Origin of the sequence: Streptomyces sp. NPDC048389 (genome assembly GCF_040706335.1) — a bacterium.
Lineage (GTDB): Bacteria > Actinomycetota > Actinomycetes > Streptomycetales > Streptomycetaceae > Streptomyces.
This window is the reverse complement of sequence record NZ_JBEZKP010000043.1, coordinates 40947-66608: the sequence shown is the minus strand read 5'-3', so window position 1 is coordinate 66608 and position 25662 is coordinate 40947. Positions and strand designations below refer to the sequence as shown.

The window sequence follows — 25662 nt, the reverse complement described above, 5'->3', positions numbered from 1 at the left end:
TAAGCCTTTCAGCGCCGATGGTACTGCAGGGGGGACCCTGTGGGAGAGTAGGACGCCGCCGAACAATTGTTGTGGGAAAGCCCCGTGCCTCTGGTACGGGGCTTTCCTGCGTTCCGGACCGATTCACGACCGATTCACCACCCGGCACCCCGGATCCGCTCGACTATGGTCGTCGGCATGCGCTATGACCTCGTCGTCTTCGACAACGACGGTGTGCTCGTCGACAGCGAGCCCCTTTCGAACACCATCCTGGCCGCTTACCTCACGGAGCTGGGTCACCCCACCACGTACGAGGACTCACTGCGCGACTACATGGGGGCCGCCGTGCACCGCGTCCACGACCTCATACGCGAGCGGACCGGGCAGGCGCTGCCCGCCGACTTCGACGACACCCTGCATGCCCGCGTCTTCGCCGCCTTCGAGCGGGAGTTGTCACCCGTCGACGGCGTGACCGAGGTACTGGAGAAGCTCCGGGCCGATGGCGTGCCGTACTGCGTCGCCTCCTCCGGCAGCCATGAGCGCATCCGGGTCGGTCACCGCACCACGGGGCTGGACCGGTGGTTCACGGACGACATCGTCTTCAGCGCCCAGGATGTCGGCAGGGGCAAGCCGGCGCCCGATCTCTTCCTCCATGCCGCCCGGCGGATGGGGATGGCGCCCGAGCGGTGCGTCGTCGTGGAGGACAGCCGCCTCGGCGTACAGGCGGCTCTCGCCGCGGGGATGGACGTCTACGGCTTCACCGGCATGACCGCCGCGGCCCAACTCGGCGGCGCCAACGGCTGGTTCGAGGCGATGGCGGAGCTGCCCGCACTGCTCGTGTGATCCGTCTACCGCACAGTAAGTCCCGGGCATACGCTGTGCGGCCATGACAGATCCGCGGTTGCGCCACGGACGTGCCTCTCTGGCGTTCAGCTTCTTCTCGCAGGGCGTCGCCTTCGCCCTGCTGGTGACCCGTATCCCCGCCATCCAGGATCGGTACGGGATCTCGGACGCCCTGCTGCCCCTGTTCCTCGCGGCCGTGCCGGTGCTCGCCGGGGTGGGGAGCGTGCTGACCGAGCGCGTCGTGCGACGGGTCGCCGTGAGTGCGGTGCTGCGCTCTGCGCAGCCGGTGGTGCTGCTGTCCCTGCTCGGCGTCGCCGCCGGCGACCGGCTGTGGCAGGTGGCCGTCGCCCTGGGGGTGTTCGGGCTGTCCGTAGGAGCGCTGGACGCGTCGATGAACATGCTCGGCGTCGGTCTCCAACGGGCCTACGGCCGCAGCATCATGCTCGGCTTCCACGCCGCCTTCAGCCTCGGCGGCATCGTCGGTGCCTCGCTCGCCTGGGTGGGTGCGCACTGGGACCTGGCGCTGGTGGTCTCGTACCTGCCGGTCGTCGTGGTGCTGGTGCCGGCGGTGGCGGCGGGGAGCCGGTGGTACGTCGACGAGCGGCGTTCCCCCGCGCACACGAAGGGCGGGGACTCGCAGGGCGCGGCCCGGGACCGTGCCGCGTTCAGGATGCTGCTGCCGCTCTGCCTGGTGATGACGTTCGCGTACATCGGGGACTCGACCGTCTCCAACTGGAGCGCGAAGTATCTGCAGGACGTCCTCGGGAGTTCCGAGGAGCTCGCGACCGTGCCCTACAACGCGTACATGGTGACGACCCTGGTGGGACGGGCCGTCGGAGACCTCGGAGTGCGGCGGTTCGGGGCCGTGGCGGTCGTCAGGGGAGGTGCGGTGCTGGCGGCGGCCGGGTTCGCCGTGGTGGCGGGCGCACCGGGGCCGTGGGTCGGCATGCTCGGGTTCACGTTGCTGGGACTGGGGCTGTGCGTGATCGTGCCGCAGACCTTCGCGGCTGCCGGCCGCCTGTTCCCGGCCGGGCACGGCAGCGACGCGGCCGTGGCCCGGCTGAACGTCTTCAACTACGTCGGCTTCCTCGTCGGCTCGCCCCTCGTGGGTGCGCTGGGGGACGCCTGGAGCTATCGCGGGGCGATGACGGTGCCGATGGTGCTGATCCTGGTGACGCTGGTGTATGCCCGATCGTTCGGCGAAGGAAGCGACCGATACGGTGGCGGGTATGAGCGGCCGCGGGTTGTTGATGTGGGACGAGGCGGTGACGAAGTATGACTTCGGGCCCAGCCATCCGATGGATCCGGTGCGGCTCGCGCTGACCATGGGGCTGGTGCGCGCCTACGGGCTGGACCGGTCGATGCACGTGGTCGCCGCGAAGCCCGCCGGGGACTCGACGCTGCGTCTCGTGCACCGGGAGGACTACATCGGCGCCGTACGGGCCGCGTCGGCGGCCCCGAAGTCGGCGGACCAGTCGTACGGGCTCGGCACGGTCGACGACCCGGCGTTCGCCGGGATGCACGAGGCGTCGGCTCTGATCGCAGGGCAGTCCGTCGGTGCGGCGGAGGCCGTGTGGCGCGGGGACGCCGCTCACGCCGTGAACTTCGCGGGCGGTCTGCACCACGCGATGCCCGGCGGGGCGTCCGGGTTCTGCATCTACAACGACGCGTCGCTGGCGATCGCGCGGCTGCTGGAGCTGGGCGCGGAGCGCGTCGCGTACGTCGATGTGGACGTCCACCACGGGGACGGTGTCCAGGCGGCGTTCTGGGACGATCCGCGGGTGCTCACGGTGTCGTTGCACGAGCACCCGCGCACCCTCTTCCCGCAGACCGGATGGCCGGAGGAGACCGGCGCCGAGGCGGCGGAGGGCTCGGCGGTGAACGTGGCGCTGCCGGCGGGCACGGGTGACGAAGGCTGGCTGCGGGCGTTCCACGCGGTCGTGCCGGAGCTGCTGGCCGACTTCCGGCCGCAGGTGCTGGTGACCCAGCACGGCGCGGACACCCACTTCGAGGACCCTCTGGCGCATCTCGCGGTGTCGCTGGACGCGCAGCGCGCCGTCCAGGAGGCGTGTCACGCGCTGGCGCACGAGCTTGTGGACGGCGGCCGCTGGGTCGCGCTCGGTGGCGGGGGGTACGCGGTGGTGGACGTCGTCCCCCGGTCGTGGACGCACCTGGTGGGCATCGCGGCGCACGAGCCGGTGGAGCCGGAGTCGGTGATCCCGTCGTCGTGGCGGGACGAGGTCTACGCCAAGACACGGCAGTTGGCGCCGGCGCGGATGACGGACGGACGGTGGCCGGTGGCATGGCGGGGCTGGGACGAGGGCTACGACCCTGCCGACCGGCTGGACCAGGCCGTACTGGCGACGCGGCGGGCGGCCTTTCCCCTGCGCGGTCTGCTGGCGTGATTCCGTCCCTCGGGCCACCCCGCCGGCCCGGCTCTCCCCCCACTGCCGCCCGCCCCGACACCGACGCCGTCGGCGGCGCCGGCCCTTCGGCCACTCCCACAACCCTGCGGTAGCGTGCGCTACGCCAACTGTGCGGGTTGCACCGGGTTTTCATGTGGTGGCCGCCACTGTGCGCCAGCATCGGGAAGATGTTGAGCACCCGAGCGCTGCGGGCGCATCTGCTGGCGTCACGTCTGGCCGGTGTCGTCGCCACCTCCCGTGAGACGAGTCTGCGAAGCTATCGTGCCTTCGTCGCGCGTGACCCCCGGGTCACGATCGGGCTGGATCCCCGGTGGAACTGGAGTGTGCGGGACGTCGTCGCGCTCATGGCCGACCGGTGCGGGGTGTCGGCCGATCCGGAGGACGTGAGCGGGGCGGACGTCATCGATCCCGAGCTGACCCTCGGCAGGCTCGCCGCGTTCGCCGAGCGGCTGGGCGCGGTGGCCGCAGGGGGCGGTTCCGTGCTGTTCGGTACCGGGCACCCGCACCGGCTGCTCGGGTTCTACGCCGGTCTGGCAGACGCCTTGTCGGCGGCGGGTTGTTCCGTACTCACACCCGCGCAGGGGCGATGTGTCGACATAACGACCCGGTTCGGCGTACGTCCCTACCGCATCGAGTACGTACGAGGAGTGGCCGTACTCCGTGAACCCGGTGCCCGTGCCGTCGGCACGCACAGCCATTCCCCCCTGCCGGTCAGGATCGCGCTCCAGGCGGCCGCCGACGCCGGCGGGCCGCTGCCCGACCTGGTCGTCGGCGATCACGGTTGGGTCTGCGGAGCAGGTCAACTGGGTGTCGAGGCCGTCGGACTGGCCGACACGGACGATCCCGCCCTGTTCGTCGGTGAGGCCGAGGGCCGGGTGTCGGTCGCCGTTCCGCTTGACGACGCCGTACGGTCCGATTTCTACCGTCCGTTGACGCGCTACGTACTCGATCGGACGTGTCTGTCACAGTAGTCGCCTGATCGCAGCTCCTCTTCCCCACTTGCATCACCCGCCCCTAGTCTGGGCAGTGAGCGCACAGCGACGAAGAGTCACCGGAGGGGAAGCCGGTGCGCGTCGGGTGCGGAAGGTACAGGTGGGTCATGGCTGCTGGCAGCGAGAGGCCTCTCAACGAGGTCAAGTTTCTCACCGTGGCGGAGGTCGCCTCGGTGATGCGGGTGTCGAAGATGACCGTGTACCGCTTGGTGCACAGCGGTCATCTGCCGGCGATCCGGGTGGGGAGGTCCTTCCGGGTACCGGAGCAAGCGGTGCACGAGTATCTCCGCGAGTCCTTCGTGGGGGTGGAATCCGCGTGACGGAGGCTCGACTGCTCCCCTCGGATTACGTCCCTCACTCGGTGGCAGGTAGGCTAGGCCGACGTAGGTCGTGTGGGCCCAGACGCCCCGCACCGAGTGAAGAGAAGTGAGCGAGGGTAGTCGTGGGCTCTGTTATCAAGAAGCGGCGTAAGCGGATGGCCAAGAAGAAGCACCGCAAGCTGCTCAAGCGCACCCGCGTTCAGCGTCGCAACAAGAAGTAGGCGGCAGCTGTACGCGTCGCCCCGGCCCCTCCACCGCACGGTGGAGGGGCCGGGGTGTTTTGCTGCTCCGACGCGGCATTACGTGGCGAAAGACAGTCGTGCGGTCGTCACAGCGCAGCAGTGACGCGCTACGGTGACGCCAGGACTCGAGGCCCGGTCCGGCGGACCAGGGCCGGAACGCCCCCAGGGAAGGCGCTGATCTTGGGCAAGGTCGTGCTCGTCACCGGAGTGGCCCGGCAGCTCGGTGGCCGTCTCGTACGGCGCATCCAGCGGGATCCCGAGGTGGACCGGGTGATCGGGGTCGACGCCGTCGGCCCCGGACGTCATCTGGGCGGTGCAGAGTTCGTCCGTGCCGACATCCGGCAGCCCGCGATCGCCCGGGTGCTCGCCGAGTACGCGGTCGACACGGTCGTGCACATGGACGTGACGGGGACACCGCTCGGCGCGGGCGGCCGTACGGCCGTCAAGGAGACCAACGTCATCGGCACCATGCAGCTCCTCGGCGCCTGCCAGAAGTCGCCGGCCGTCAAGCGGCTGGTGATCAAGTCCAGTACGAGTGTGTACGGCTCCGCCCCGCGCGACCCGGCGGTCTTCACGGAGACCATGCCGCCCAAGTCGCTGCCGAGCGGTGGCTTCGCCAAGGACGCCGTCGAGGTCGAGGGATACGTGCGCGGCTTCGCCCGGCGCCGGCCCGACGTGGCGGTGTGCGTGCTGCGCTTCGCCAACATCCTCGGACCGTGCGCCGACTCGCCGCTCGCGGATTTCTTCACGCTGCCCGTGATGCCGACGGTGTTCGGATACGACCCGCGGTTGCAGTTCGTCCACGAGGACGACGTCATCGACGTGCTGCGGATCGCCCTGCACGAACCCCGGCGCTCCACGCTCAACAGCGGCACCTTCAACATCGCCGGGGACGGTGTGCTGACGCTGTCGCAGTGCTCGCGGAGGCTGGGAAGGCCGACACTGCCGTTGCTGCTGCCGGCGGTCACCTGGGTGGGCTCCGCGCTGCGGACGATCGGCCTCACCGACTTCTCGCCCGAGCAGATCCGGCTGCTGACCCACGGGCGCGTGGTGAGCACCGTTCAGATGCGCGAGACCCTGGGCTTCCGGCCGAAGTACACGACGGCGGAGACGTTCGCGGACTTCGCACGCAGCCGCGGGCCCGGGCTGCTGCCGCCGGAGGCCCTCGCCAGGGCGGTGGACCGGGTCACGGCGGCCCTGCCCTTGCGGGACGATGCCGCGCCCTTGGGGCATGGTCCCGCCACCGGGGCCGGCGGGCAGGCGGCCACGCAGACGACGCACAGCAGCGGACAGCCCGGATAAGGAGCGCAGCGGACGATGGCGGACGCCAAGGTCATTCCGTTCGACGACGACCGGTCGCGCGGCGGCGGCGCACAGCGCCCGGCGCGGCGGCGCTCCCCGGCAGGCGGCCGCCGCAAGGCCGACGCCGCGGTGACGGGGGAGGCCGTTGTGAGCGCCCTGCCCGGGCCGCAGAGCGGTGACGGCACGGACGGCGGCACGGGCGGGGCGCGGGCGCAGGCCGATCCCGTGGCGTCCGGCGCTCGGGGTGCGGACACCGCGAGCCCGCCGGAGGGTGCCGCGGACGCGGAGGGCGGCGCCGGGGACGGGCGCAAGGGCGTTGCGGCCGTGCCGGAGACGCCCGGGACGGCGGCCGGTACCTGGGACCGGAGGATCGCCGGCGGGCTGGCGTTCCTGCGGCGCCGGATCACGGGGGACTACGAGGTGGACGAGTTCGGTTACGACGCCGAGCTCACCGACCAGGTCCTGATGTCGATGCTGCGGCCGATGTACGAGAAGTACTTCCGCGTCGAGGTGAAGGGCATCGAGAACATCCCGGCGGAGGGCGGCGCGCTGGTGGTGGCCAACCACTCGGGGACGGTGCCGCTGGACGGACTGATGATGCAGGTGGCCGTCCACGACAATCACCCGGCGGGTCGTCATCTGCGGCTGTTGGCCGCCGATCTGGTCTTCATGCTGCCGGTGGTCAACGAACTGGCACGCAAGGCCGGCCACACACTGGCCTGCGCCGAGGACGCTGAGATGCTGCTGCAGCGCGGCGAGGTGGTGGGCGTGATGCCGGAGGGTTTCAAGGGCATCGGCAAGCCGTTCGGCGAGCGCTACAAGCTCCAGCGTTTCGGCCGGGGCGGCTTCGTGTCCACGGCGCTGCGGGCGCGTGCGCCGATCGTGCCGTGCTCGATCGTCGGGGCCGAGGAGATCTACCCGATGATCGGCAACGCGAAGACGCTGGCGCGGCTGCTGGGCTTCCCGTACTTTCCGATCACGCCGACGTTCCCCTGGCTCGGGCCGCTCGGAGCGGTGCCGCTGCCGACGAAGTGGACGATCCAGTTCGGGGAGCCGATCGCGACGGACGGCTATCCGCCGGAGGCGGCGGAGGACCCCATGCTGATGTTCAACCTGACGGACCAGGTGCGGGAGCAGATCCAGCACACGCTCTACAAGCTGCTGGTCCAGCGCCGCTCGGTCTTCTTCTGATACGCGGCCCCGGCCCCGGTCCCCGGCCCCCGGTCTGCGGGGCAAGCCCCCGCCTGCGGACGCATGCCCGGCCCGGAGGACATCCCTGACCGGCGGATACAAGCCTGACCCGGGGACATGAGTGAGGGTGGGCCCGGCCGGGCCCACCCTCACTCACCGCCCTGGCTATGCGTCGTTCTCCGCCTCGAAACCGAGGCCCGGGAGAATGCCGGGCAGGAGCGGCGGGATGGTGACCTCCGGGGCCGACGGCGCGGAGTTCCCACCGGACGGCGACGGGCTCGTGGCACCCTCCGGCGGGTCGAGCAGACCGCCCGTGTTGCCGCCGAGCAGGCCGTCGTCCTGAGCGTCCGGGCTGGAGCCCGGCGGACGGGGACGGGTGTCCTCGCCCGTCGGCACGGCACCGGGTGAGCTGGGCGCCGTACGACCCGGGGCCGTGGTGTCTCCGGAGCTCTGTTCCGCGCTCGGGCCCTGGGAGCCGCGCTGCTTCTCCGGGACCCGCGGCAGCAGTGACTCGAGCGGGCCGACCTGTTCCTCTATGGCGTCGAAGGCGGAGTCCACCTGGTCGCCGACGTCGGTCAGCTGGGCGGGCAGCCGGTCGCGCAGTCCGTCCCACGTGTCGCGGTGCGAGCGGGAGAAGGAGTTGAGCGCGGCCATCGGGGCGAGCGAGCCGTCGCGCTCGTACGCGGCACTGAGGAGACGGTGGCCTTCGGTGACGTCGTGGCGCATGCCGGTGAGTGTGCGGCGGACCTCGCCCAGGGACTCGTGGTCCATGGTGCCGGAGCGGCCCCGCTCCATGAGCCTGCGGGCCTCGCTCAGGCGGTTGGACGCCTGGTCGAGATAGAGCTCGCCGCGGTCGGAGTCGTCGTCGGCCAGGCCGAGCTTGAAGTCCTCCATGCCGCGCTTGAGCCCGTACAGCGAGTCACCGGGCAGGGCGTCGGAACTGGCAGCGGCCACCCCGCTGAAGGCGCCCGCAGCCACACCGACGGTCAGGCCGCCGGCCGCGAGCCCCTTCGACCAACGGGAACGGGGTCGCAATTTCCGGAGCGGGGACGCCCGGTGGGCGCCGCGGCCGGAGGTCCGCTGCTCGGGCACCGTAGGGCCCGCGGGTGCACCGGGTGAGGCCGCCGTGCCCTCTTGGAGCATCGCCTCCATGGCGGCCACGAGCTGAGCCCGCTGCACCACCTTGACTTCAGGGTCCAGCTCCGGCTTCGGTAGCTCGCCGAGACCATGGGCCAGGGTCAACAGCCGTTCGTGCTCTGGCGGTTCGACTGACTCGACCGACTCGTCGGGCTGTTCGGCCGCCTGGTCTTCCAAGGCCCGGGCGAAGGCGTTCGCCCGCCGGTGCGCCGAAACGTTCGCGATCACTGGCGGCACCTCCTCTCGTCATGACGATCGACTCCCCTGGGGATCTGGAGGGTTGCACACCTTGAGCACATCCACACGAATGAGTGAGCGGCTGCGGGCATGGCGTGTCCAGAGGGAGCCTGCATTCCGCACAACGAGCGGCGCGGCACTTGGGTTACGCGCGAAGGATGATCGGACCAGTGCGTCATCGAGGCGTCACCGACGGTGAGTTGGGTACGGGGGCCGTAGGGGATCGGTGCGGGGCCGGCGGGACTCCGCGGGCAGAGGACGGCGGCTCAGCGTGCGTCGTCCGGGAGCAGCCGGGCGAGGGTGCGCACGGCCCGGTACTGCAGGGTCTTGATGGCGCCTTCGTTCTTCCCCATCGCCCTGGCGGTCTCGGCGACCGACAGGCCCTGGAGGAAGCGCAGGGTGACGCACTCCTGCTGCTGGGGATTGAGTTTGCGGACGGCCTCGAGCAGCGCGGCGTTGGAGAGGGACTCCAGGACGGAGTCCTCGGGGCTGCGCTCCACCTCGTTGGCGTCGAGCATCTCTCCGGTGGTCACTTCCAGCCGGAAGCGGCTCGACTTGAAGTGGTCGGCGACCAGGTTGCGGGCGATCGTCACCAGCCAGGCGCCGAAGTCGCGGCCCTGCCAGGTGAAGGTGGAGATGCGGCGCAGTGCGCGCAGGAAGGTCTCACTGGTGAGGTCCTCCGCCGTCGCCTTCCCGCCGACGCGGTAGTAGATGTAGCGGTAGACGGTGTCGCTGTACTGGTCGTAGAGGCGGCCGAAGGCATCGGCCTCGCCCGCTTGCGCGCGCTCGACCAGGTCCATCATGCGGGCGCTGTCGCTGTCGGCGGTGGGTCGGCGGGTGGCGGCCTGGGCGCCGGAGCCGCGGGCGGCTCTTCTGCCGGCGGTCCGTCCTTCGGCCGGCCGTTGCCCCTCGTCGACCGCGCTGCGCGTCGGCCCCTTGTGCAGGCCGTCGGTCAGGGCGTAGCAGGGTGCGGCCGGGCCGTCGGCGGCAAGGCGGGGCATGGCGAAGGCGGGCACGGCGTACGCGGCGGGGACAAGGCCGCGCAAGTGGTCGAGGACCGCTGCGCGCAGCGTAGCCAGGCCCGAGGTGTCAACCCCGACGTGTGGGTACACGGGACTCCCAGAGGCAGAGCTTCCATCACGAGCAGTGCGGGACCGTTCACCCGTCGTGGGGACTGGTGGGGTCCGTCATGCGTCTGAGGAGAATAACGCTTCGTACAGGCAGTGCTACACCCAGTTGCTCAAATCGCCGTTTCCGACACTTCTGTTGCGTCTACGCGATGGTTCTGGTCGCACATCGTGAGCAGTTGTTGATCGATTTTGGTCATCATCTGTCGTCCCGGGCGGTGCCTTCTGGCCGGGACGGGACAAGAGGACTGGCCGGGGGCCTACCCGTACAACGCCGGGGATTGGCCGACGACACGCGGGGGAGCGCATGTTCGGGAGCGGAGGGCCGGGAGCGGGCGGGGAGCCCGTCCGCCGGGCGTGCCGGGGCGGGGTGGAGCCCGGGCCGGCGGTGGTCCGGGGTGGGGCCGCGGTTCAGCGGCGGCGCCGGTGGAGGGCGACCGCGGCGGCGGTGCCGCCCGCCAGCGCGCCCACGCCGGCCGCGGCCGGGATGCCCACCTTGGCCGCCTTGCGGCCGGTCCGGTAGTCGCGCAGCCGCCAGTCCCGCTGCCGCGCGTGCTTGCGCAGCTTGGTGTCCGGGTTGACCGCGTACGGGTGTCCGACGAGCGAGAGCATCGGGATGTCGTTGTGGCTGTCGCTGTACGCGGCGCAGCGGGAGAGGTCCAGGCCCTCGGCGGCCGCCAGGGCGCGTACCGCCTCCGCCTTGGCCGGGCCGTGGAGCGGTTCGCCGACCAGCTTGCCCGTGTAGACGCCGTCGACGGACTCGGCGACGGTGCCGAGCGCGCCGGTCAGGCCGAGGCGGCGGGCGATGATCGTCGCGGTCTCGACGGGGGCGGCGGTCACCAGCCAGACCTTCTGGCCGGCGTCGAGGTGAGCCTGCGCCAGGGCGCGGGTGCCGGGCCAGATGCGGTCGGCCATGTACTCGTCGTAGATCTCCTCGCCGATGCTCATCAGCTCGGAGACGCGGTGGCCCCGGACGATGGACAGAGCGCTCTCGCGGGCGTCCTGCATGTGCTCCGGGTCCTCGACCCCGGCGAGCCTGAACCACGCCTGCTGCCAGGCGAACCGGGCCAGCTCGCGGCGCTGGAAGAATTTCCGCTTGTAGAGGCCCCGGCCGAAGTGGAAGATCGCGGCGCCCTGCATGACCGTGTTGTCGAGGTCGAAGAAGGCGGCGGCGCGTTCGTCTCCGGCGACGGGGAACTCGGGTTCGGTGGGAGGGGCGGTGACCTGCTGCGCCTCGAGTGCCTCGATCGTCTGCGAGGACTTCCGTGCTGCCTCTGCTGCGGCTTCGCCCGCGAGTACGCTGCGTGCCGTGGCGGAGCGCCTACGCGGAGTGAGCCATCCCGGTGCGGCCATGTCGTGAGCATAGCCAGTCTGTTCGGCACTTCCCGACCCGCCCGGGATGCGGCGGCGTGAACTCTCCGCGCCCCCGCCGTTACGTCGTATCCGCCGCTGCTCCGTCCGCGGCGGGTGGTGGGCCGGAATCGGCGGCAGCTCGCCGGTGTTCTCGTACGCGCAGAGCGTCTCGATGCGGCCGCTGTTTCGCCCTTGCCGTTGACCTCTCCTTGTCGCTGATCCTCTTGCTGTTGATCCGGTCCTCGCCGGGCGGACCGGCGAGAATGGAACGTATGAGCTTTCTGCTGCGGCGCAAGAAGAAGCACTCCTCCGAGCATGTGGTCACCCTGGTCGGCAAGCCCGGCTGTCATCTCTGTGACGAGGCGCGCGCGGTCGTCCGGACGGTGTGCGCCGAGGCGGGCGCCACCTGGGAGGAGAAGGACATCAACAAGGACGAGGAGCTGCACCGCGCCTACTGGGAGCAGATCCCGGTGGTGCTGATCGACGGGGAGCAGCACACCTTCTGGAAGGTGGACGCCGACCGGCTCCGGCGGGCGCTCGGGGTCCCGGCGGTCTGAGCGGTCCGGCTCCTGCCCGTCGTGGCTCTATCGGGAGGCGGACGCGACAGGGCACAGTGGACGGGATCAGCGGGTCTCGGGGGCGTGCGCGAGAGGAGTGTGTCCGGCTTTGCGCCCTTCGGTGCCCCAACGGTCACGGACGGTTTGCGGTTCCGTAATTCGCCCGTCGAATCGCGTGACCCCGATCACTTTGGACGGACAAAGCGGACACCATCTTTGTGCACGCGTTCACAAAGACATAGCCTGCTGTCGACGGGGCGGTCCTGCGACACACGGCCGCCTGCAGCCTCGCTCATCCCCCAGGAGCACCGTGGCAACTGGCCGAAATCACCGACCGGCGACCCGTAGCCGAGGAATCCCCGAGGCCACCGTCGCCCGACTCCCGCTGTACCTGCGGGCTCTGACCGCGCTGTCCGAGCGGTCCGTCCCCACGGTCTCCTCCGAGGAACTCGCGGCGGCGGCAGGCGTCAACTCCGCGAAGCTGCGCAAGGACTTCTCCTACCTCGGCTCCTACGGGACCCGTGGCGTCGGCTACGACGTGGAGTATCTCGTCTACCAGATCTCCCGTGAACTGGGTCTGACCCAGGACTGGCCGGTTGTGATCGTAGGAATCGGTAATCTCGGTGCCGCGCTCGCCAACTACGGCGGCTTCGCGTCCCGTGGTTTCCGGGTGGCCGCACTGATCGACGCCGACCCGGCAATGGCCGGAAAGCCCGTCGCCGGTATCCCGGTCCAGCACACGGACGAGCTCGAGAAGATCATCAGCGACAACGGGGTCTCCATCGGCGTCATCTCCACGCCCGCCGGTGCCGCGCAGCAGGTGTGCGAGCGCCTGATCGCCGCCGGCGTCACCTCGATCCTGAACTTCGCGCCGACCGTCCTGTCCGTGCCCGACGGGGTCGACGTACGCAAGGTCGATCTCTCGATCGAGCTCCAGATCCTCGCCTTCCACGAGCAGCGCAAGGCCGGTGAAGAGGCCGAGGGCGCGAACCGCAGGGGCCCCGACGGCGGCATGACCGCGGTGATGCCGGCATGAGCATCCTGGTCGTAGGGCTGAGCCACCGCAGTGCGCCCGTGAGCGTGCTGGAGCGGGCGTCGCTGCCCGCCGACGCCCGGAGCAAGCTGCTCCAGGACACCCTCGCCGCCGAACCCGCCACCGAGGCGACCGTGCTGGCCACGTGCAACCGCATCGAGCTGTACGCGGACGTGGACAAGTTCCACGCCGGCGTCGCCGAGCTGTCGACGCTGCTCGCCCAGCACAGCGGGGTCGGCCTCGAAGAACTCACTCCTTATCTCTATGTGCACTACGAGGACCGGGCCGTCCACCACCTCTTCTCGGTGGCCTGCGGTCTGGACTCGATGGTCGTCGGCGAGGGCCAGATCCTCGGGCAGATCAAGGACGCGCTGGCGCTCGGGCAGGAACGGCACACCGCCGGACGGCTGATCAACGACCTCTTCCAGCAGGCGCTGCGGGTCGGCAAGCGCGCCCACAGCGAGACCGGGATCGACCGGGCCGGGCAGTCGCTCGTCACCTTCGGCCTCGAGCAGCTCGCCGACGGCGTGCCGGTCGAGAAGTGGGCCGAGGGCAAGCGGGCGCTGGTCATCGGCGCCGGTTCGATGTCCTCGCTCGCCGCCACGACCCTGGCACGCCTCGGCGTGCGGGAACTCGTCGTCGCCAACCGGACCACGGAGCGCGCGGAGCGACTGGCCGCGGTGCTCTCCGAGCCGGGCACGGTCGAGGCCCGCGCCGCCGGCATGTCCGACGTGCCCGCCGAACTGGCGCTGGCCGACGTGGTCGTGTCGTGCACCGGTGCGACCGGGCTCGTACTGACCGCGGAGGCGGTCGCGGCGGCGCTCACCGAGCACGTCGTACCCGAGGCGCCCGCCCCGGCGGACCTGCGCGCCCCCGAGGGCAGCGTCGTCGCCCGCCTGGCCGCGCTCGCGGCCCGGGCCGGCCGCGTGACCGAACTTCCCGGCGGCGCCGACGACCTGGCGGGCCTGCCGGGCGTGGACCGGGCCGGCGGCCCGGGTGCGCCGGACGCGGACCCGACGGGACCGGCCGCGGAGGCCGCCTTCGTCGGCGACGCCGCGACACGGCCCGCTTCCGCGGATGCCCCCGGCGGGGACGCGACGAGGCCGGCTGCCGGTTCCGCGGGTGCGAACGCCGCCTCGACGAGGCCGGCCGCCGCGCCCGCCGACGGGTGCCCCGTCGGCCTCGACGACTCCCTGGCGCAGCACGGCGCCTGGGTCGACAACGGCTCGCGCGCCCGCGACGCCCACGCCGGCGCGGTCACCGCGCATGGCACCGGCACCGGGCCCGTGCGCCTCGCGCTGCTCGACCTGGCCATGCCCCGTGACATCGACGCCGCCGTCCACCGCCTCGCGGGCGTACGGCTCGTCGACATCGAGTCCCTCGCGGAGGCTTCGGCCGACGCGCCGATGGCGGCCGATGTGGACCAGGTCCGCTCGATCGTCTCCGACGAGGTCGCCGCGTTCGGCGCCGCCCAGCGGGCCGCGCACATCACCCCGACCGTGGTCGCGCTGCGCACCATGGCCGCCGATGTGGTCGCCGGGGAAATGGCGCGCCTCGAGGGCCGGTTGACCGGACTCGACGAGAAGCAGCGCGCCGAGATCACCCAGACGGTGCGCCGCGTGGTGGACAAGCTCCTGCACGCGCCCACCGTGCGGGTCAAGCAGCTGGCCGGAGAACCCGGCGGCGCCGGGTACGCGGACGCGCTGCGGACCCTCTTCGACCTCGACCCGGAGACGGTCGCCTCCGTCAGCCGGGCCGACCTGAATGACGCAGACGTCAAGAACCGAGGGCGAGTATGACCGAGAGGGCACTGAGGCTCGGAACCCGGCGGAGCAAGCTGGCCATGGCCCAGTCCGGGCAAGTGGCAGAGGCGGTGCGCCGACTCACCGGCCGCGACGTCGAGCTCGTCGAGATCACCACGTACGGAGACGTGTCCCGCGAGCATCTCGCGCAGATCGGCGGCACGGGTGTGTTCGTCGCCGCGCTCCGTGAGGCGCTGGCGCGCGGGGAGGTCGACTTCGCCGTTCACTCGCTGAAGGACCTGCCGACGACACAGCCCGACGAGCTGGCGCTCGCGGCCGTGCCGAAGCGCGAGGACCCGCGGGACGTGCTGATCGCACGCGACGGTCTGACCTTCGAGCAGTTGCCGAACGGCGCGCGGATCGGGACCGGTTCGCCGCGCCGGATGGCGCAGCTGAACGCGTACGCCCGCACCCACGGCCTGACCGTGGAGACGGTGCCGATCCGCGGCAACGTCGACACCCGCATCGGATTTGTACGGAACGGGGAGCTCGACGCCGTCGTGCTCGCCGCGGCCGGACTCAACCGCATCGGCAGGACCGACGAGGTCACCGACTTCCTGTCGGTGGACTTCGTCCTGCCCGCCCCCGGCCAGGGGGCACTGGCGATCGAGTGTTCCGCGTCCGACGCGGACCTCGCCGCCGCGCTCGCCGAGCTCGACGACCCGCGCACGCGGGCCGCCGTGACCGCCGAGCGTGCCCTGCTCGCCGCCCTGGAGGCCGGCTGCTCCGCACCCGTGGGTGCGCTGGCCGACCTGTTGGGCGACGGCCAGGCCGTCACCGAAATGCGCCTGCGCGGCGTCGTCGGCACGACCGACGGCTCCTCGCTGGTGCAGCTGTCCACCACCGGTCCCGTACCCACGTCGCACGACGACGCGGCGGCGCTCGGACGCGAACTCGCGGACGAGATGCTCGCCAAGGGTGCGGCCGGTCTTATGGGGGAGCGAGCACTTTGAGCCCCACCACCTCGAACCGTCCACCCCTTCCGGCACACGGACACGGGCACGTCACCTTCCTGGGCGCCGGTCCCGGCGATCCCGGTCTGCTGACTCTGCGCGCAGTCGACGCGCTGGCCGCCGCCGACGTGCTGATCGCCGAGCCGCAAGTGCTCGAGGTCGTTCGCGGCCATGCGCGGGCGAGCGTAAGCACGCCTGAGCTGACGGTTGTTGACGGCGCGTCAACAACCGCCGGAGTCCCCGTACTCAGGGGTGCGGCCAATCTTGTCATGGAGGCCGCGCGGGGCGGCAAGCGGGTCGTCCGTGCGGTGACAGGCGACCCCGGTCTGGACACCGACGCAGGTCAGGAGATGCTCGCCTGCGCCGCGGAAGGCATTCCCTTCGAGGTCGTGCCCGGCGTGGCCGCCGCGGTGGGCGTGCCCGCGTACGCGGGTGTCCCGCTCCGCGACGAGCACGGCACCGACGTCCGGTTCGTCGACGCGCGGACGGCCTCCGACCGGTGCTGGACCGAGGTCGGCACGAGCGACGGCACGGTCGTCGTCTCCACCACCCTCGAGACGGTGGCCGCGGCGGCCGGCGAGCTGGTCGCGGCCGGCCGCAAGCCCGACACCCCGCTGACCGTCACCGTGGCCGGTACGACCACCCGGCAGCGGACGTGGACGGCGACGCTCGGCACGATCGCGCAGATCCTGAAGCAGGCGAAGGTGCTGCCCTCCTCCGAGGGACACCAACCGGTCATAGCCGTGGTCGGTGAGCGCAGCGCAGCCGCCCAGCGCGATCAGCTCGCGTGGTTCGAGTCCAAGCCGCTGTTCGGCTGGAAGGTGCTCGTACCGCGTACGAAGGAGCAGGCCGCCTCGCTCTCCGACCAGCTCCGCTCCTACGGCGCGGTGCCGCACGAGGTCCCGACCATCGCCGTGGAACCGCCGCGCACGCCGCAGCAGATGGAGCGGGCGGTCAAGGGCCTCGTCACCGGCCGCTACGAGTGGATCGCCTTCACGTCGGTCAACGCGGTGAAGGCGGTGCGCGAGAAGTTCGAGGAGTACGGGCTCGACGCGCGCGCGTTCGCCGGGATCAAGGTCGCGGCGGTCGGCGAGCAGACCGCGGCCGCGCTCGTGGACTTCGGCGTCAAGCCGGACCTGGTTCCGAGCGGCGAGCAGTCCGCGGCCGGCCTCCTGGAGGACTGGCCGCCGTACGACCCGGTCTTCGACCCGATCGACCGCGTCTTCCTGCCGCGTGCCGACATCGCGACCGAGACGCTGGTCGCCGGGCTCATCGAGCTGGGCTGGGAGGTCGACGACGTCACGGCCTACCGGACCGTACGGGCGTCGCCGCCGCCGGCGGAGACGCGCGAGGCGATCAAGGGCGGCGGGTTCGACGCGGTGCTGTTCACCTCGTCGTCGACGGTGCGGAACCTGGTCGGTATCGCGGGCAAGCCGCACAACGTGACCGTGATCGCGTGCATCGGTCCGGCGACCGCGAAGACCGCGGAGGAGCACGGGCTGCGCGTGGACGTCCTCTCCCCGGAGCCGTCCGTCCACCGCCTGACCGAGGCCCTCGCCGACTTCGGCGCGGCACGCCGCGCGGCGGCGGTCGAGGCGGGCGAGCACGTGACGCGCCCCTCGGAACGGCGTCCCGGCGGACGGCGGCGTCGTACGACGACGTGACGGCGCGCTGACGCGTGGCGGGGCGGGTGGGGTTTCCCCCACCCGCCCCTTCCCGTATCCGGGGGCTCCGCCCCCGGATACGGTCCAGGCTTCGCCCCGGGACCCGTTCCCCCCGGGCAGGGCCCGGGCCCGTAGCGGAGTCGGGTCCTGCCCCGGCCCCGACCGGGCTCCGCCCCGGCCCGGTACCGCGCTTCGCGCGGTGGCCTCAATCTCCCCCTACGGCCTGGCGGCCGTGGGAGGTGCCCCCAGGCCGGGCTGGATGCGCCCGGCCACTCCAGCTTCGCCGGACGCCCTCACCGGCCGGGCCGGACGTGCCGGGAACACCCGGCCTCGGCGGTGTTCGAGGGGCGGGGTTCGGGGCGGAGCGCCGACATGATGGGCGGGCCCGGCCTCGGCGGTGTTCGAGGCGCGGGGGCCCGGGGGCCCGGGGGCGGAGCCTCGACATGGCCGGTCGACCCGGCCCCGCCGGCGTTTGAGGGGCGGGTCTGGGCGGAGCCCGGTTTCGGGAAGGGGCGGGGTGGGGGAACGGCCCCGCGCAGCGGCCACCCGGCCCGCGAACGTTGGCGGGCGCGCAGCCCGAGGCGTACACCGGAAACAGAGCCGCGCGAACGGAACGGGTGACCGCCATGACCTCCAAGACACTTCACATCGACCCGTCCAACGCCGAGCAGGCCCGCGCCTGGGACGGTGACGAGGGCTCGTACTGGGCGGAGCACGCCGACCGGTTCGACCGGGCGGTCCACGCCTACCAGGGGCCGTTCCTCGACGCCGCCGCCCTCCACCGCGGCGAGCGTGTGCTCGACATCGGCTGCGGCAACGGGCTGGAGTCGCGCGCAGCCGCCCGGCTGACCGTCGGCGGGCCCGTGCTCGGTGTCGACCTGTCGGGGCCGATGCTCCGCGTCGCCCGGCGGGAGGCCCAGCGCGAGGGGCTCGACAGCATCCGCTACGAGCAGGCGGACGCCCAGACGTACCCGTTCCCCGAGGCGTCCTTCGACGCCGCCATCAGCCGCACCGGCGCCATGTTCTTCGCCGAGCCGGTGACCGCGTTCCGCAACATCGCCCGCGCGCTGCGGCCCGGCGGCCGCCTGGTGCTGCTGGTGTGGCAGGACATGACTCGCAACGAGTGGTTCCGGTCCTTCACGACCGCCCTCGCGGCGGGCCGCGACCTCCCCGTCCCCCCGCCCGGCGCGCCCGGCCCGTTCGCCATGGCCGACCCGGAGGTCGTACGGAGCACGCTCACCGCCGCCGGATTCGAGGAGCCGGAGCTGACCGGCCTGGAGCGGCCCATGTACTTCGGCCGGACCGCCGACCACGCCTTCGACTTCGTCTCCGGGATGCTGGCCTGGTTGATCGAGGACCTGGACGAAGCCGGCCGTGCGCATGCCCTCGGCGACCTGCGCGCGGACATCGAGGCGCACACGACGGACGGCGGAGTGTTCTACGAGTCGGCGACCTGGATCGTCAAGACCGCCCGCCCGTAGAGGGCGCCCCGTGACGTCCTGCCGCCGACGCGGTGTCGGTAATCGGGGGGGCCGGGCGGGCGTAGCGTGGCAGGTATGACTGCGTACGGATCCTTCCCCGGTGCCCGCCCCCGGCGGCTCCGGACCACTCCCGCCATGCGGCGCATGGTCGCCGAGACCCGGCTGCACCCGGCCGATCTGATCCTGCCCGCCTTCGTGCGCGAGGGGATCGGCGAGCCCGTCCCGATCCGGGCCATGCCGGGCGTCGTGCAGCACACCCGCGACACGCTCCGGAAGGCCGCCGTCGAGGCGCGCGAGGCCGGGGTCGCCGGGATCATGCTCTTCGGCGTGCCCGAGGACGCCAAGAAGGACGCGGCCGGTACGGCGGGCACGGACCCGGACGGGATCCTCCAGGTCGCCATCCGGGACGTGAAGGCGGAGGTCGGCGACGAGCTCGTCATCATGTCGGACCTGTGCCTCGACGAGTACACGGACCACGGCCACTGCGGCGTCCTGACGGCGGACGGCCGCGTCGACAACGACGCCACGCTGGAACGTTACGCCGAGATGGCCCAGGTCCAGGCCGACGCCGGCGTCCACGTCGTCGGCCCCAGCGGCATGATGGACGGCCAGGTCGGTGTCGTCCGTGACGCGCTCGACACCATCGGCAAGGAGGACGTGTCGATCCTCGCGTACACCGCGAAGTACTCCTCCGCCTTCTACGGCCCCTTCCGCGAGGCCGTCGGCTCGTCGCTCAAGGGCGACCGCAAGACCTACCAGCAGGACCCGGCGAATGTGCGGGAGTCCATGCGGGAGCTGGCGCTCGACCTCGCCGAGGGCGCCGACATGGTCATGGTCAAGCCTGCGGGCCCGTACCTCGACATCCTGGCGCGCGTCGCCGCCGAGGTGGACGTGCCGGTCGCCGCGTACCAGATCAGCGGCGAGTACGCGATGGTCGAGGCCGCCGCGGAGAAGGGCTGGATCGACCGGGACAAGGCGATCGCCGAGACGCTGCTCGGCATCAAGCGGGCAGGCGCGAGCATGATCCTGACGTACTGGGCGACGGAGGTTGCCCAGAACCTCAGCTCAGGTCGCTGACGAAGGCCGTCCAGGCGGCCGGTGCGAGGCTGAGCACCGGGCCGCCGACGTCCTTGGAGTCGCGGACGTGGATCGCGGCGGGGTGGGTGGCGACCTCGACGCAGTTGCCGCCTTCGCTGCCGCTGTGGGTCGACTTGCGCCAGTCGTAGGCCACTTCGAGGCACTGGCCGCCCTCGCTGCCGCTGTAGCTGGACTTGAACCACTTCAGTGCGGTGCTCATTGCTCTCCCAGCAGCCGGTCCAACAGGCCCGTGCTGTCCTCGGGGTTGAGGGCCTGTGCCCGCAGCATCGCATACTTCCGCGCAAGGATGCTGACCTCGTCGGGGTCGGTGAGCAGCTGGCTGCCGCGCTGTCCTTCGGTGTAGCCGAGGAGCTGATGGTCCGGGGTCTCCAGCAGCGTGAACGGACCGTCCAGCCCCGCATGGCTGGTGCGGCCGAACGGCATCACCTGGAGCGACACGCCCGGCAGCTCGGCGCAGGCGCGCAGGTGGCGCACCTGTTCCTCGTACACCTCGTCGCCGCCGATGCGGTCCATGAGGATGGCCTCCCACATCACGAAGCTGATCGTCGGCGGGCGACTGCGCGCCAGGATCTCCTGGCGGGCCACGCGAGCGGCGACCTGCGCCTCGATCTCGTCCGCGTTGAACGCGGGCACGCGGCTGCGGAAGACCCCGCGTGCGTACCGCTCCGTCTGGAGCAGACCGGGCACGACCTGGTTGTCGTACCAGGACAGTGCGATCGCATCCCGCTCCAGGTCCATGTACTCCTCCGCCCACGCCGGGATCAGGTCCACCTCCGGCATGTACTCCAGCGCCACCGACAGCGCGCCCTTCGTGTCGAGGCGGTCGTCGAATCTCTGCGCGAGGTCCGGCTTCAAGGGGCGGCGGCCCTGTTCGATCGACGCGACGGTCTCCTCGCCGAGGACGAACTCGGCCGCGAGTTCGCGTTGGGTGAGGCCCGCGGCCTCGCGGAAGCGGGCGAGCTGGCGGCCGACCATCCGCATCGCCGACGCGTTCTTCCGGTGGCGTCTCCTGGGGTGCATGCCTGACCAACTGCCCGGACCGGGACGTACGTTACGCCTCCACCGCCCGTACAAAAGAAATGTACGGGTTGACGGAGTGCTGTCTTCCGGTCACGCGCCGCGACTCTCGTCCCGTGGACAAGACGATGCAACACGAGGACCTGCGCGAGCTGTTCTGCCGCCGCGAGCGGCGATCCGTCGCGGTGGCACGGGAGTTCGCCCGTACGGCGCTCGCAGCATGGGCGTGGGACGCACGGGCCGACGACGTCACGCTCTGCGTGAGCGAGCTGGCGACGAACGCGCTGGTGCACGGCGTACCGCCGGGGCGCGGCTATCTGCTGCGGATGTGGTTGTGCGAGCGGGGTACGGCGCTGCGCGTCGAGGTGCACGACAGCGGCGACGGGAAGCCGTGCCTGCGCGACCCGGAGGGCGAGTCGGGGCGCGGCCTGCTGCTGGTGGACGCTCTGGCCGACAGGTGGGGCGTGGGGCCGCGCGAACCCGGCAAGGTGGTGTGGTGCGAGTTCGCGCGGCCGTGATGGGTGACGCCTACGGCGCGTCGAGCACCGTGCCGGTCATGACCGGGCCGTGCGGCTCTCCCATGTCGTCGACGGCCTGGAGGCCGACGTACTCGGCCGGTTCGGCCGACTCGTCGCGGACCGTGGGTACGGTCATCTCCGCGCCGGTGGTCCCGGCCGGTACGGAGGCCCACAGGTAGGCGTACTCCAGCTGGGACAGCGGGACGTCACCGTCGGGGACCTCGCCGATCATGTCGAGCAGCCACTGCCGGTCGACGTCCTTGGTGGACAGCTCGGGGCGGCCCGGGACGCCGACGAACTGCAGCGTCGACGACAGGTCCACGTCGGCGGGCGCGGAGAGAGCGACCCGCCACGTCAGCGGCTGCCCCTCCGTCACCTTGTCGGCGACCGGCTTCACGGTGATCTCGGGCATCGGGTCGTCGTTCTCCGCGGTGACCCCGCCGGAGTACGCGCCGACGACGGTCCCGCGGACCGCCTTCACGAGCACGTCGTGGGACATGTCCCAGGCGTACCGCTTGTTGCCCTTCACCGTGACCGGTACGTCGATGCCGCTGCTGCCGGGCCGGACCGTCACCAGGCGGCCTTTCGCCCGGCCGGTGCCCGGGTCCATGACGTACAGCCGGACCGTGCCGCCGCCCTTGCCGGAGACGCGGACCGGCACCCGGTACGTGCGGACGCCGGAGTCACCCTCCTTGACCGTCAGCCGGCCGAGGTCGACACGGGTCAGCGGGGCTTCCCGTACGGCGGGCGTGCCGGGGCTCCACGCCCAGGCGTCCATCAGCCACGCCTGTCCGGAGCGGGTGCGCGGGGTCAGCTCCAGGGAAACGATCCTGCGCAGGTCGAGACCGGCGCGGGCGGCGGCGGCGAGCGGTACGCGGACCTCACGCGCCCAGTAGGACGTGGTGCGGTCGCTGCCGGGCAGGCCGTCGACCCGGACGCGGCCGAGCTTCGCCCGCTTGCCGGAGGCGTCGGTGACGGACACGTCGAGCTGTGTCCCGGTGGTGTTCGGCGGGACGAAGACGCGCAGGGCGAGGGCCTTGGCGCCCCGCACGGAGAGCGGCTTCTCGGGGCGCACCTTCACCGCCGAGCCCGGAGCGGACCAGCGCAGTGCCACGGCGCGGCGGCCACTCTCGCGTTCCGGCTGCCAGTATGCGAAGTGCGGCGAGCCGCCGCCGGTCTCCGGGTTGAGGCATGCCTTGCGCGGATCGGGGTCGATCGCTGAGCACAGCCGTCCGCCGGTCACCTTCACGGAGCCGTCCGGCAGGAAACCGGCGCGGCGGTTCGCGCCGACGGCGTGGGACAGCACCCGCGCCGGGTCGGCGGAGGGGGCCCGGCGGCCGGTGCCGTCGAGCAGTTCACGCGCACGGTCGTCGCCGGCGACGAACAGCCGGGCGGCGGAGGCGATGTAGGTGGCGCCGGCCCGGTGCTGCTGGTCGGCGGTCAGGCGGGTCGCGGCGGAGGGGGAGCAGAGCGGGTCGGGCTGCTCGGGGTCGTGCCAGAAGTCGTCGTGGGCGGGGGCCTGCGCCTGGCCGGGAGTCCACTCGCTGTTGAAGTAGTTGTGGTTCGCGCCGACCATGTAGACCGCGCTGTGCAGGGCCTTGCCCCTGCTGACGCCACGTGTGCCGTCGGCGTACACCTGGCCCTGGAGGTCGGAGACGTCGCCGTCGCAGCCCGGCAGGATCGTCAGCGACGGGACGTCCGCCACCGGGTTCTGGCCGAAGATCGTCGGGCCGATGAGCACGGTGCCGCGGATGCGCCAGCGCACCTTGCCGCGGTAGCCGTCCTGCCCGGCCGGGGGCGCGTACAGGCTGTCCATGGCGGCACGGTTGACGCCCTCGCCGCCGCGCGAGTGCCCCACGAGCAGAACGCGGGAGAGGTCGGTCCTCGGCGCCTTGCGTACGGCCGTCGGTGCCGTGGCCGGCTTGGCGGCCCAGTCGGCCCAGCGGGCCAGGTGCTGACGTACGAGCGAGGAGCGTGCCTGCGCGCCGCCGTCCTCGATGCCGCCGTCCTGGCCGTTGACGCCGTTGGCCGAGATCGAGACGGTCACATAGCCCTGGGAGGCCAGCAGCCGCTGGTCGCGCAGGTAGCCCCGGTGGCTCGGAATGGGCTTCGCGCCCTTGGCACACGGCCAGTCGATGGTGACCTCGTCGTCACCCTTGCCGGGGACGTAGCAGGTGGCGTGCCGCCCGTGCAGGAACAGCGCGACCGGGCGCTTGCCCGTGGCGCCCTTCGGCGCGACGACGACGCCGCGCATCTCGACGGGTGCGGCGAGGCCGGGCAGGCGGACCGGGGCGAGCGCGTACTCACCGGTGACCGTGCGGAACGGACCCGGCTTTCCCGGGTCCACCGAGGCCGCCGGCAGCTTGGGGAGGGCCGGCACGGCCCGCCGTTCACGGGCACCGGACGCGCCGTCCGTCTTCTCGTCCAGGCGTCGGCCGGCCGCCAGGACCTGGAGGTCGGCCAGGTCCGTGGTGCGTGCATTCGCCAGCGGCAGCCGGAAGGTCCGGCCGTCGTTCTCCGGCTCCGGTACGCCGACCAGCTTGCCGTCGGCGTGGAACTCCACCCGCGCGTCACCGGCCGGCACTCGCTCCGGGGAGCGCCACTCCAGGGCGTTCTCCCCGCCCGTGTTCGTGATGCGCCAGCCGGGCGGCAGCCCGTCCGTGGTGTCGTCGGCCGCCGCCGAGGCGGGCCGGGCACCGGGTGGCTGCGGCTGGGCCTGCGCCACCGCGGGAGCCACCACCCCCGCCACGGTGAGCACCGCTGTCGCGGTGACCCATATCTTCCGTGCACGTATCAACTTCTGCTCCTCAACCCCGTTTCGCGGGCGCCTGGTTCAGGTCCAGGTGCCTCTCGGACTCGGAGGACGGGGAGAAGGTGCCGCGGGTTGCCTGCGGGCGCGCGACCTGGAGCGGCCGTGGCCGGGGGACGATGTCTCCCCGGCCACGGCCCGTTCAGCGGCGGCGCGGCTCCAGCGGCCTCAGCAGAGCCTTGGGGCCTCAGCGGCTTCAGCAGAGCCTTGGGGCCTCAGCAGCCTCAGCAGTAGAGGTTTCCGCCGGTCGGTACGCCCAGGATCTGCGTGAACTGCTGGTACTTGCTCACCCGGCTCTGGACCTGCGCCGGGTTCTTGCCGTCGCACTCCAGCGAACCGTTGATCGAGCGGATGGTGTGGCCGAAACCGGCCTGGTTGACCATGGCGTTGTGGCCGGTCATCGTGCCGGGGCCGGACTGGGTGTTCCAGTACCAGAGGCCCGTCTTCCAGGCAACGGCGGCGTTGTTCTGGACGAGCCACGGGTTGTTCAGCAGGTCGATGCCGAGCTCGTCACCAGCGGCCTTGTAGTTGAAGTTCCAGCTGAGCTGGATGGGGCCCTTGCCGTAGTACGCGGCCTGGCCGGCCGGGCAGCCGTACGGCCTGCTCCAGTCGCAGTAGTGCGGGTAGTTGGCGGTGTTCTGCTCGACGATGTGGACGAGGCCGCCGGTCTCGTGGCTGACGTTCGCGAGGAAGGCCGCGGCCTCCTGCTTCTTCACCGTGTCGCTGCCGGTGGCGGCGAAGCCCGGGTAGGCGCTGAGGGCCGCCGTCAGACCACTGTAGGTGTAGAACGAATTCCGGTTCGGGAACATCTGGTTGAACTGTGACTCGCTGACCACGAAGCCCGACGGGGAGGGTGTTCCCCCGCCGTCGTCGCAGGTGTACGGGTCCCAGTACCAGGTGCTGATGGTGGGGCTGTAGCCCGGGTTGTCGTGCTCGGCCACGTAGAACGAGCCGTTGTACCTGACAACGTTGCCAGCCGTGTACCAGGCGCCCTGCTGCCAGTTCGGAGCGGTGTCGCAGAGGGAAGCCGCGGAAGCGGTGGACGCCGCCGACGCGGAGGGCGTCAGAATCCCGGCGAGACCGGTGGTGGCGAGGATCGCCACCAGCAGGGCCATGAGGCGTGTTCTCAGCACTCGATCACTCCTTTACGCGCAACGGCCCTACCCGGAGGGGAAGTCGCTCTCCGGGTACGGCCGCGGTGGGGGGCGGTGACCACACTCAAGCGCGATTGACGTGATCGAGTCAAGGTATAGACCAATGGGAACTGTCGGTAACCTCGGAGACTTGTCCAGGAAGCCGGCCTGTGGTCCGTCTCGGAGTGAGCCCGGAAGGGGCATGAGGTTACGGAGCCGGCCGTGGCCGTGGCAGCCTGGCCGCCCCCGTCCCGGAGGGTGCGCTTCCTGCGCCTCTGCGCTGAGGGCGGTGCCCATGAGGACTCTGAGCCTCGTGAGGCCAGTCCGCCATGAGGACAGTCCCTCATGGGGGCAGTGCTCTTGAGGCCAGTCCCTCATGAGGGCAGCCCCGGACGACCGATCCGCGGCACCTTCCCCGGGTTCGCGATCAGCGGCCGCGCGGCGCACC

Annotated in this window: 23 protein-coding genes; 16 read left to right on the top strand and 7 right to left on the bottom strand. The window is 71.7% G+C overall.

The genetic code is table 11. The features are described from left to right. The first annotated feature begins 177 nt into the window (after nt 1–177). From AB0903_RS25290 to AB0903_RS25255, 8 genes are all read left to right on the top strand, one after another. The gene (locus AB0903_RS25290) at nt 178–822 is read left to right on the top strand and encodes an HAD family hydrolase (RefSeq protein WP_366706458.1); all 645 of its coding nucleotides are present in this window, start codon (nt 178–180) and stop codon (nt 820–822) included. A 43-nt stretch (nt 823–865) separates the two neighbouring features. Next, on the top strand, nt 866–2101 hold the full coding sequence (locus AB0903_RS25285) for an MFS transporter (protein ID WP_366706456.1): 1236 nt from the start codon (nt 866–868) through the stop codon (nt 2099–2101). Continuing rightward, nucleotides 2052–3227 carry an acetoin utilization protein AcuC gene (locus tag AB0903_RS25280; RefSeq protein WP_366706454.1) on the top strand — a complete coding sequence of 392 codons (1176 nt, stop codon included), beginning with the start codon at nt 2052–2054 and terminating at the stop codon, nt 3225–3227. Before AB0903_RS25285 ends, AB0903_RS25280 begins: the two co-directional genes overlap by 50 nt. 188 nt (nt 3228–3415) lie before the next feature. Next, nucleotides 3416–4219, top strand: a complete 804-nt coding sequence (locus AB0903_RS25275; RefSeq protein WP_366706452.1) for a phosphatase — start codon at nt 3416–3418, stop codon at nt 4217–4219. A 128-nt stretch (nt 4220–4347) separates the two neighbouring features. Next, nucleotides 4348–4560, top strand: coding sequence for a helix-turn-helix domain-containing protein (locus AB0903_RS25270; RefSeq protein WP_014046653.1), 213 nt, complete (start codon nt 4348–4350; stop codon nt 4558–4560). Nucleotides 4561–4682: 122 nt separating this feature from the next. Continuing rightward, nucleotides 4683–4781 carry an AURKAIP1/COX24 domain-containing protein gene (locus AB0903_RS25265; RefSeq protein ID WP_003948845.1) on the top strand — a complete coding sequence of 33 codons (99 nt, stop codon included), beginning with the start codon at nt 4683–4685 and terminating at the stop codon, nt 4779–4781. 201 nt (nt 4782–4982) lie between these two features. Beyond that, on the top strand, nt 4983–6104 hold the full coding sequence (locus AB0903_RS25260; RefSeq protein ID WP_366706450.1) for an NAD-dependent epimerase/dehydratase family protein: 1122 nt from the start codon (nt 4983–4985) through the stop codon (nt 6102–6104). 15 nt (nt 6105–6119) lie between these two features. Further along, a complete protein-coding gene (locus AB0903_RS25255; RefSeq protein ID WP_366706448.1) occupies nt 6120–7295 on the top strand; it encodes a lysophospholipid acyltransferase family protein in 1176 nt (391 codons plus the stop codon). A gap of 165 nt (nt 7296–7460) precedes the next feature. Here AB0903_RS25255 and AB0903_RS25250 read toward each other — a convergent pair whose 3' ends face one another. From AB0903_RS25250 to AB0903_RS25240, 3 genes are all read right to left on the bottom strand, one after another. Next, entirely contained in the window at nt 7461–8660 is a 1200-nt protein-coding gene (locus tag AB0903_RS25250; RefSeq protein WP_366706446.1) for a DUF5667 domain-containing protein, read from the bottom strand. 275 nt (nt 8661–8935) lie between these two features. Then, complete coding sequence (locus tag AB0903_RS25245; protein WP_366706444.1) at nt 8936–9781, bottom strand: ECF subfamily RNA polymerase sigma factor, BldN family; 846 nt, start codon at nt 9779–9781, stop codon at nt 8936–8938. A gap of 426 nt (nt 9782–10207) precedes the next feature. Then, nucleotides 10208–11149 (bottom strand): HAD-IB family hydrolase, encoded by a 942-nt coding sequence (locus tag AB0903_RS25240; protein ID WP_366706442.1) that lies wholly within the window; start codon nt 11147–11149, stop codon nt 10208–10210. A gap of 272 nt (nt 11150–11421) precedes the next feature. On the opposite strand from AB0903_RS25240, the gene AB0903_RS25235 reads away from it, so the two are divergent. The 7 genes from AB0903_RS25235 (at nt 11422) to hemB (ending at nt 19716) form a co-directional block, all read left to right on the top strand. Beyond that, nucleotides 11422–11706: a glutaredoxin family protein gene (locus AB0903_RS25235; RefSeq protein WP_366706440.1), complete on the top strand. Its 285-nt coding sequence runs from the start codon at nt 11422–11424 to the stop codon at nt 11704–11706. A 310-nt stretch (nt 11707–12016) separates the two neighbouring features. Next, nucleotides 12017–12742: a redox-sensing transcriptional repressor Rex gene (locus AB0903_RS25230; RefSeq protein ID WP_366706438.1), complete on the top strand. Its 726-nt coding sequence runs from the start codon at nt 12017–12019 to the stop codon at nt 12740–12742. Then, complete coding sequence (locus tag AB0903_RS25225; RefSeq protein ID WP_366706436.1) at nt 12739–14538, top strand: glutamyl-tRNA reductase; 1800 nt, start codon at nt 12739–12741, stop codon at nt 14536–14538. The genes AB0903_RS25230 and AB0903_RS25225 overlap by 4 nt, the downstream gene beginning before the upstream one ends. Then, complete coding sequence (gene hemC, locus AB0903_RS25220) at nt 14535–15494, top strand: hydroxymethylbilane synthase (RefSeq protein WP_366706435.1); 960 nt, start codon at nt 14535–14537, stop codon at nt 15492–15494. The genes AB0903_RS25225 and hemC overlap by 4 nt, the downstream gene beginning before the upstream one ends. Then, on the top strand, nt 15491–17158 hold the full coding sequence (locus tag AB0903_RS25215; RefSeq protein WP_366706433.1) for a uroporphyrinogen-III synthase: 1668 nt from the start codon (nt 15491–15493) through the stop codon (nt 17156–17158). The genes hemC and AB0903_RS25215 overlap by 4 nt, the downstream gene beginning before the upstream one ends. 626 nt (nt 17159–17784) lie before the next feature. Continuing rightward, the gene (locus AB0903_RS25210; protein WP_366706431.1) at nt 17785–18639 is read left to right on the top strand and encodes a class I SAM-dependent methyltransferase; all 855 of its coding nucleotides are present in this window, start codon (nt 17785–17787) and stop codon (nt 18637–18639) included. A 75-nt stretch (nt 18640–18714) separates the two neighbouring features. Beyond that, on the top strand, nt 18715–19716 hold the full coding sequence (hemB, locus tag AB0903_RS25205; protein WP_366706429.1) for a porphobilinogen synthase: 1002 nt from the start codon (nt 18715–18717) through the stop codon (nt 19714–19716). On the opposite strand, the gene AB0903_RS25200 is transcribed toward hemB, so the two are convergent. Together AB0903_RS25200 and AB0903_RS25195 are read right to left on the bottom strand one after the other, a co-directional pair. Beyond that, nucleotides 19700–19936, bottom strand: a complete 237-nt coding sequence (locus tag AB0903_RS25200) for a DUF397 domain-containing protein (protein ID WP_366706427.1) — start codon at nt 19934–19936, stop codon at nt 19700–19702. The two genes, hemB and AB0903_RS25200, sit on opposite strands and share 17 nt — an antisense overlap. Further along, nucleotides 19933–20757 carry a helix-turn-helix transcriptional regulator gene (locus AB0903_RS25195; RefSeq protein WP_366706425.1) on the bottom strand — a complete coding sequence of 275 codons (825 nt, stop codon included), beginning with the start codon at nt 20755–20757 and terminating at the stop codon, nt 19933–19935. The genes AB0903_RS25200 and AB0903_RS25195 overlap by 4 nt, the downstream gene beginning before the upstream one ends. 113 nt (nt 20758–20870) lie before the next feature. On the opposite strand from AB0903_RS25195, the gene AB0903_RS25190 reads away from it, so the two are divergent. Next, nucleotides 20871–21272, top strand: coding sequence for an ATP-binding protein (locus AB0903_RS25190; protein ID WP_366706423.1), 402 nt, complete (start codon nt 20871–20873; stop codon nt 21270–21272). A gap of 10 nt (nt 21273–21282) precedes the next feature. Here the strand turns inward: AB0903_RS25190 and AB0903_RS25185 are convergent, their stop codons facing one another. After that, the gene (locus AB0903_RS25185; protein ID WP_366706421.1) at nt 21283–24069 is read right to left on the bottom strand and encodes a hypothetical protein; all 2787 of its coding nucleotides are present in this window, start codon (nt 24067–24069) and stop codon (nt 21283–21285) included. A gap of 236 nt (nt 24070–24305) precedes the next feature. Continuing rightward, complete coding sequence (locus AB0903_RS25180; protein WP_366706460.1) at nt 24306–25196, bottom strand: glycoside hydrolase family 19 protein; 891 nt, start codon at nt 25194–25196, stop codon at nt 24306–24308. Between the last annotated feature and the right edge of the window lie 466 nt (nt 25197–25662).

What these genes read in the sequence shown, in the direction of transcription:
- AB0903_RS25270 (WP_014046653.1), top strand. Translation starts at nt 4,348, where the DNA reads ATGGCTGCTGGCAGCGAGAGGCCTCTCAACGAGGTCAAGTTTCTCACC.
- AB0903_RS25240 (WP_366706442.1), bottom strand. Translation starts at nt 11,149, where the DNA reads ATGGCCGCACCGGGATGGCTCACTCCGCGTAGGCGCTCCGCCACGGCA.
- AB0903_RS25280 (WP_366706454.1), top strand. Translation starts at nt 2,052, where the DNA reads ATGAGCGGCCGCGGGTTGTTGATGTGGGACGAGGCGGTGACGAAGTAT.
- hemC (WP_366706435.1), top strand. Translation starts at nt 14,535, where the DNA reads ATGACCGAGAGGGCACTGAGGCTCGGAACCCGGCGGAGCAAGCTGGCC.
- AB0903_RS25210 (WP_366706431.1), top strand. Translation starts at nt 17,785, where the DNA reads ATGACCTCCAAGACACTTCACATCGACCCGTCCAACGCCGAGCAGGCC.
- AB0903_RS25235 (WP_366706440.1), top strand. Translation starts at nt 11,422, where the DNA reads ATGAGCTTTCTGCTGCGGCGCAAGAAGAAGCACTCCTCCGAGCATGTG.
- AB0903_RS25195 (WP_366706425.1), bottom strand. Translation starts at nt 20,757, where the DNA reads ATGCACCCCAGGAGACGCCACCGGAAGAACGCGTCGGCGATGCGGATG.
- AB0903_RS25275 (WP_366706452.1), top strand. Translation starts at nt 3,416, where the DNA reads ATGTTGAGCACCCGAGCGCTGCGGGCGCATCTGCTGGCGTCACGTCTG.
- AB0903_RS25225 (WP_366706436.1), top strand. Translation starts at nt 12,739, where the DNA reads ATGAGCATCCTGGTCGTAGGGCTGAGCCACCGCAGTGCGCCCGTGAGC.
- AB0903_RS25290 (WP_366706458.1), top strand. Translation starts at nt 178, where the DNA reads ATGCGCTATGACCTCGTCGTCTTCGACAACGACGGTGTGCTCGTCGAC.
- AB0903_RS25180 (WP_366706460.1), bottom strand. Translation starts at nt 25,196, where the DNA reads ATGGCCCTGCTGGTGGCGATCCTCGCCACCACCGGTCTCGCCGGGATT.
- AB0903_RS25255 (WP_366706448.1), top strand. Translation starts at nt 6,120, where the DNA reads ATGGCGGACGCCAAGGTCATTCCGTTCGACGACGACCGGTCGCGCGGC.
- hemB (WP_366706429.1), top strand. Translation starts at nt 18,715, where the DNA reads ATGACTGCGTACGGATCCTTCCCCGGTGCCCGCCCCCGGCGGCTCCGG.
- AB0903_RS25200 (WP_366706427.1), bottom strand. Translation starts at nt 19,936, where the DNA reads ATGAGCACCGCACTGAAGTGGTTCAAGTCCAGCTACAGCGGCAGCGAG.
- AB0903_RS25285 (WP_366706456.1), top strand. Translation starts at nt 866, where the DNA reads ATGACAGATCCGCGGTTGCGCCACGGACGTGCCTCTCTGGCGTTCAGC.